Origin of the sequence: Nodosilinea sp. LEGE 07088, from assembly GCF_015207395.1 — a bacterium.
Classification (GTDB): domain Bacteria; phylum Cyanobacteriota; class Cyanobacteriia; order Phormidesmidales; family Phormidesmidaceae; genus Nodosilinea.
Window position 1 is genome coordinate 1 of the sequence record NZ_JADEWX010000275.1, and the last position, 5,257, is coordinate 5,257.

Sequence of the window (5,257 nt, forward strand, 5' to 3'; positions counted from 1 at the left end):
AGTTATGGACCGACTGGGCACTCCAACTGATAGCGCTCAAACCCCATAAACATCGCTATTTTCAGCGTGGTCTCTATGCTCTATCCCTGATGCAGCAAGCTCTTTAGGTACGTTGTCACCCGTTAAGGTGACACACATGAAGTTAGCCCAAATACAGTTGTACTGTCCAATGGTGTGAGATATAGTAAGGAGTGTCTAGAAATGTATCCGTGGAAAGCTGAGTAGTGTTTTCAGCAGTGGGAAGTATTAAGTAAGCTACATAGCACTGACTTCTTAACTTGTAATAGATCTTCACAATCCTTGTAAGTGATGTTTGTTCAAGAGCCAATGATTTACTGAATAAGAGTTCTGGCAAATTTAAGCCAAGAGACATGGAAAGCAAATATGGGTTGGCTTTCAGGGCTTCATTTCCGTTTAGCATTTCAGTGCCCTCTGATACAGCGATAGCCTGGAAAAAATGCCTGTAAACGACTGACAGTGATTCTCAAAAAGACTTTTCAGTGTTCCATACTCTGCTAGTAGATACTGTGCAAACCTACAAAACTCAGGAGTTGTGTTAGTGAGCTGAAAATATTACAGTCTTTCTTTCTCGTGTGAGGTGCAGCAAAAGACTCGAAAACCTTGCTATATGGCAATTTTAGATCTTGATTCGTACCTCATCCGACAGGGAAACGCTGTATCCTTTTTCATAGAATTCAGGATTGTTCAGCAGAATATGTATGATCCAGCAAGATGTTCTTGAGCAACAAAAGCTAGTGATAACACTTGAAGAGAATGCAATGGATTCTCTTGTTCACAGCATTGAGCATTATCTTTATGGTAAGCGCAAATCTGACTGGAAATATATTGTTTTACATGTTTTTCATGCTGTCGAACTTTTTTTAAAGGCAAGGCTTGCGAAACATGATCCAAAACTTATTTATACAAATCGCAAAAGTGGACATACAGTTAATTGCGTTGAAGCAATTAAGCGATTAACAAATGAAGTAAATATTCCGCTGACTAGCCATGTAGAGTGCAAGTGGAATAGAAAGCGCGAAGCTGAATGGAAGGCCCTTTTAATTTTTTGGTGGAAAGGATATTGCACGGTCAAAGGTGATTGCCAGTTAAAGACTTACTGGCTTGATCTATGGTTAATTAGCTTTGATAAATACCTTGTATCCCGACAAGCTAAATATCAGTTAATTGGAGAGCTGGAAGAGTTACGACAGGCAAGAAATGATATTGAACATAAGGAAGCTTCTTTAGATAAAAATACAGTTGATAAATTTCTGGGTGTCGCATTCCGCTTCTTAGATGACTTTGTGAGTTTAGAGCTAGGACTAAGTTTGTCTGAGAAGCTAGAAGAACTTGATGAACTTAGATGGGAAGAGATGATTGAAGCAGGTGTAGAAGAAAAAGATATACCTAAGCAAGATAGCTATCAAACGCTCTCTCTCGCTTACCTCTCGTATATTAAAAACATGTCAGATCGAGGTATACCACTCTACCCTAAGGAAAGAGTTTATCATTCATTTTTTACTTGCGAACTATGTTGTGAAGAGGCAGTTGTTCTACCCGATCCAAGGTCATACTCGACAACCACTTACTGCTACAATTGTCGCGCCAAATATGAAGGTCACACGTGTGCAAGATGCGAGCAGACTTATATAGAATATTTAGGTGAATGGGAAAAAGGCGATACCCCCCATGAGCATCCCGATTTGGAAAGTCTTTTGAATTCTGAAGAAGATCTATCTTTTTGCGAGGTGTGTCAAGATTGGCTCGTGGATTATTGATAGTTCAGATACCATATGCTAACCCCAGTGTGGAAATGCGACGGAAGCAACTAAAGCCGCTTTTCCATGCGTTCAGAAATATTTGCTACTACTACGTTCTGCCGTTAGCTCTGGTGGAAAATCACTCGTTAACGGCAGCAGGAACTATACTGTAATAACATAGCAATAGCAACTGAGCTAGGTGAAAATAAACTCTCATGTTAGCCCTGAGTTACCCACATATTGATAAGCAAGACGATCAGCCTGCACGCTTACAGCGATTGCCACGTGTTCGAGTCGCGCAGATTGTCATGGATTATCTTGCCTATGGTTGGTCTGTAGAGGAAATATGCCGACAGCACCTTTACTTAAAGCCAGCCGAAGCTCATGCGGCAATGGGCTACTATTTTGACCATCAGGAAGAGATAGATCGGGAAATCACACGGGAATGGGAGCAGGTGCAAGCTAGCACGACTCAAGTAGCTAGATCGCCTTTTTATACTAGAATGAAAGCTAGAGGGCTGCTATAGGTGGCTATCGCTCTGTATATGGATGTTCACATTCCTCAAGCTATTACTGATCAGTTACGTCGCCGAGGTGTAGATGTATTGACGGCGTTTGAAGATGAATGTCAAGAACTCCTTGATGATCAACTTTTATTAAGAGTGACTCAACTTAATCGAGTTCTTTTTACTCAAGACATTCGATTTCGCGTTTTGGCCGAAACCTGGCAAGTAGAAGGAAAGCAGTTTTCTGGACTGATCTTCGGTCATCAGCTTGGAGGTACGATTGGTCAGTTTGTCAGAGATTTAGAATTGATTGCCCAAGCCTCAGAACCCGATGAATGGATGAATGCAGTTGAGTACATCCCGTTCAAGTGAAAGATAAATCACATAACAACCCCCTTGCAGCGGGCGGTTGGAAGATCTTGGTGGAGAGCCAAAGGTTACTAGCCGCCGCTGAGGGGGAACGTTACCCTTCAGCTTCAATAGATTGTGATCCTGTAAGCTTGAAATAGTAATGATGGATGGCAAAACTCTACTATCGCGGCATGGCCGAGCAAGACGGCAAACCCAAGATCGGGCGAAGTGTCCGACTGTGAGAAGTTAGGCCCAAGGTGGGTAGGAGCAAGGCAGGCCGCCACAGCGGTTCTTGTATAAAAGAACACTCGTGCGACTAGGCCGTAGAGAATAAGCCATAATGGATATGGTTCAATTACTACTGTTCAGACTTTCATGCAGTTTGAGCGGGACGAAGCGAAAAACCTAGAAAATATTCGTAAACACGAAATTGACTTCGCGGATCTCCCAGAGATGTTTGAACGCTCAATGTTAATCGAGCCAGACGACCGTTTTGATTACGGCGAAGATCGTTGGTTTGGTATCGGGTTTCTTGGTAACGGCATAGCGATCGTCGTATGGACAGAACGGGATGGTGATGTGATCCGAATCATTTCAGCGCGAAGGGCAAATCGACATGAACGACAAAGATTCGAGCAATATCTCTCGTACTAACTGGGCCGCTCTTGAGGCGATGCAAGATGAAGATATTGATTATTCTGATATTCCCCCGTTGACAGACGAGTTTTTTGAAAGGGCAACGCTGAGAATTCCAGCAGCTCAGGCGCATCAGTTAGTTCAGATAGACCTAGACCTCCTCAGATGGTTTCAGTCTCAAGGAGGAGAATATAAAGCATTGATCAACTCAGTTTTACGTCGTTATGTTGAGCAGGGTGATGAGCAGTCAGCCGTATAACAATCCCGTTGCACACTGACCGAATTAAGTTGGTTGGCGAGTCCGAGAGGTTGTCAGCGGAGGGTGAACGGTGTCGTTAGATTGACGATTGTGAATTATATAGTTGTGTCTGACCATTTCATTGTGCCAGTACTCTCGACCTGACCTACTCATCCGTAAGCGTCCCAGGAAGTTTAAAGAAGATTTAGGGATTCTGGGCCAGAAGTTCCGGTAAGTTGAAGCGATGAGCGACGAGATCGAGATAGCCGGAATTAGAGTCCCTAGAGCCGATTGGGAGGCGACCCCCGCTAGCATCCAGATGCTAGTACAGGTTTTAAGTGAGCGGCTGTTGGCACTGGAAGAGAAAATCAATCGAAGCTCGCAGAATTCATCAAAACCGCCGTCTACAGATGGCTTTGGCAAAGCGGTTAAAGCCAAAGGGAAAGGCAAGGCTCCCCCGCGAGAGCAGCGTAGGAAAAGCGCTCCTCGAGAAGCCCGTAAGCTGTATCCAGTGGAAGATTGTCGTGCCGTCCATGAGGTGATTCCCCCAGCCTGCGACGCCTGTGGGGCCAGTTTATCAGGCCAAGATAGCCATCCCCACCGCCATCAAGTGATAGAGCTGCCGCCGGTTAAGCCCGAGGTGGTGGAGTATCGATTGCATGGTCTGAGGTGCCCGTGCTGCGACACGGTGACCCGCGCCGAGCTGCCGTTGGGGGTCTCCGCGTTGGGCTATGGTGAACGGCTGAGCGCGATGGTGGCGTTGCTGAGTGGGGCGTACCGGTTGAGCTATCGGCAGGTATGTGCCGTGATGGACGACTTCTTCGGGGTGCGTCTCTCGCGTGGTGGGGTCGGTCGTCTGCGGCAAGACATCAGCGATGCGGTGAGTCCAGCGGTGGCGGAGGCCAAGGCTTACGTGCAGGGCCAGCCCATGATGCATAGCGATGAAACCAGCTACCCCCAAGGGAACCGAGACGGCAGGAATCCCAAGCGCACCAAAGGCTGGCTTTGGGTACTGGTGACGCCGTTGGTGAGTTTTTTTGAGGTTGTGCTGAGTCGGTCACAGGCGACGGCTAAAGCCCTGATTGGGGAACAGTTTCCCGGTATCGTCACCTCTGACCGCTACAGTGCCTACCACTGGATTGAGGTGTGCCGACGGCAGGTGTGCTGGGCGCATCTGAAGCGAGACTTCACCGCCATGGCAGAACGCAGCGGGGTCTCCCGCGAGATTGGTGAGGCGCTCTTGAAACGGCAGCGGCGATTATTTCGCTGGTGGCACCGAGTTCGGGATGGTACCTTGGCCCGCTCCGATTTTATCGAGCAGGTCAACCCCTTGCGGGCTGGCTTTAAGGCTGAACTCGTTGCCGCCACCGCCTTGCCCATCGCTCACGCGGAAAAGACCCCGTTGGCGAAAACAATCCGCACCTGCCAGCAACTCTTACAGGTAGAACCCGCCTTGTGGACGTTTGTAGAGACCCCAGGGGTGGAGCCGACCAACAATGCCGCTGAGCAGGCGTTGCGTCCAGCGGTGATCTGGCGGCGCACCAGTTTTGGCTCTCAGTCCACCGGGGGGAGTCAGTTTGTCTCGCGCATGCTGACGGTGGTGACGTCCTTGAAGGCTCAGCACCGAAATGTCTTGGACTGACCTTACCTCGAAAAAGTGGACATTTCCGAAGAGTCGACAAGGAAGGAGAATGTTCAGATGAGCCAAAAACCGCGAAGGACATTTACAGACGAGCAAAAAGCAGAAGCTGTACGCATCGTGGGCC

6 protein-coding genes are annotated in these 5,257 nt (G+C 47.6%); all 6 read left to right on the forward strand.

Annotated features, from left to right (window positions below; all coding sequences use genetic code 11):
- The first annotated feature begins 719 nt into the window (after window positions 1-719).
- The 6 genes from IQ254_RS29530 (at window position 720) to IQ254_RS29555 (ending at window position 5,133) form a co-directional block, all read left to right on the forward strand.
- Window positions 720-1,778, forward strand: coding sequence for a hypothetical protein (locus IQ254_RS29530; protein ID WP_193969713.1), 1,059 nt, complete (start codon window positions 720-722; stop codon window positions 1,776-1,778).
- Between the two features lie 197 nt (window positions 1,779-1,975).
- Entirely contained in the window at window positions 1,976-2,287 is a 312-nt protein-coding gene (locus IQ254_RS34105; protein ID WP_193969714.1) for a DUF433 domain-containing protein, read from the forward strand.
- Window positions 2,288-2,638 carry a DUF5615 family PIN-like protein gene (locus tag IQ254_RS29540; protein WP_193969715.1) on the forward strand — a complete coding sequence of 117 codons (351 nt, stop codon included), beginning with the start codon at window positions 2,288-2,290 and terminating at the stop codon, window positions 2,636-2,638. It abuts the gene before it with no gap.
- Between the two features lie 354 nt (window positions 2,639-2,992).
- The gene (locus IQ254_RS29545) at window positions 2,993-3,271 is read left to right on the forward strand and encodes a BrnT family toxin (protein ID WP_193969716.1); all 279 of its coding nucleotides are present in this window, start codon (window positions 2,993-2,995) and stop codon (window positions 3,269-3,271) included.
- Window positions 3,234-3,512, forward strand: coding sequence for a BrnA antitoxin family protein (locus tag IQ254_RS29550; RefSeq protein ID WP_193969717.1), 279 nt, complete (start codon window positions 3,234-3,236; stop codon window positions 3,510-3,512). Before IQ254_RS29545 ends, IQ254_RS29550 begins: the two co-directional genes overlap by 38 nt.
- Window positions 3,513-3,735: 223 nt before the next feature.
- A complete protein-coding gene (locus IQ254_RS29555) occupies window positions 3,736-5,133 on the forward strand; it encodes an IS66 family transposase (RefSeq protein ID WP_193969718.1) in 1,398 nt (465 codons plus the stop codon).
- Window positions 5,134-5,257 lie beyond the last annotated feature (124 nt).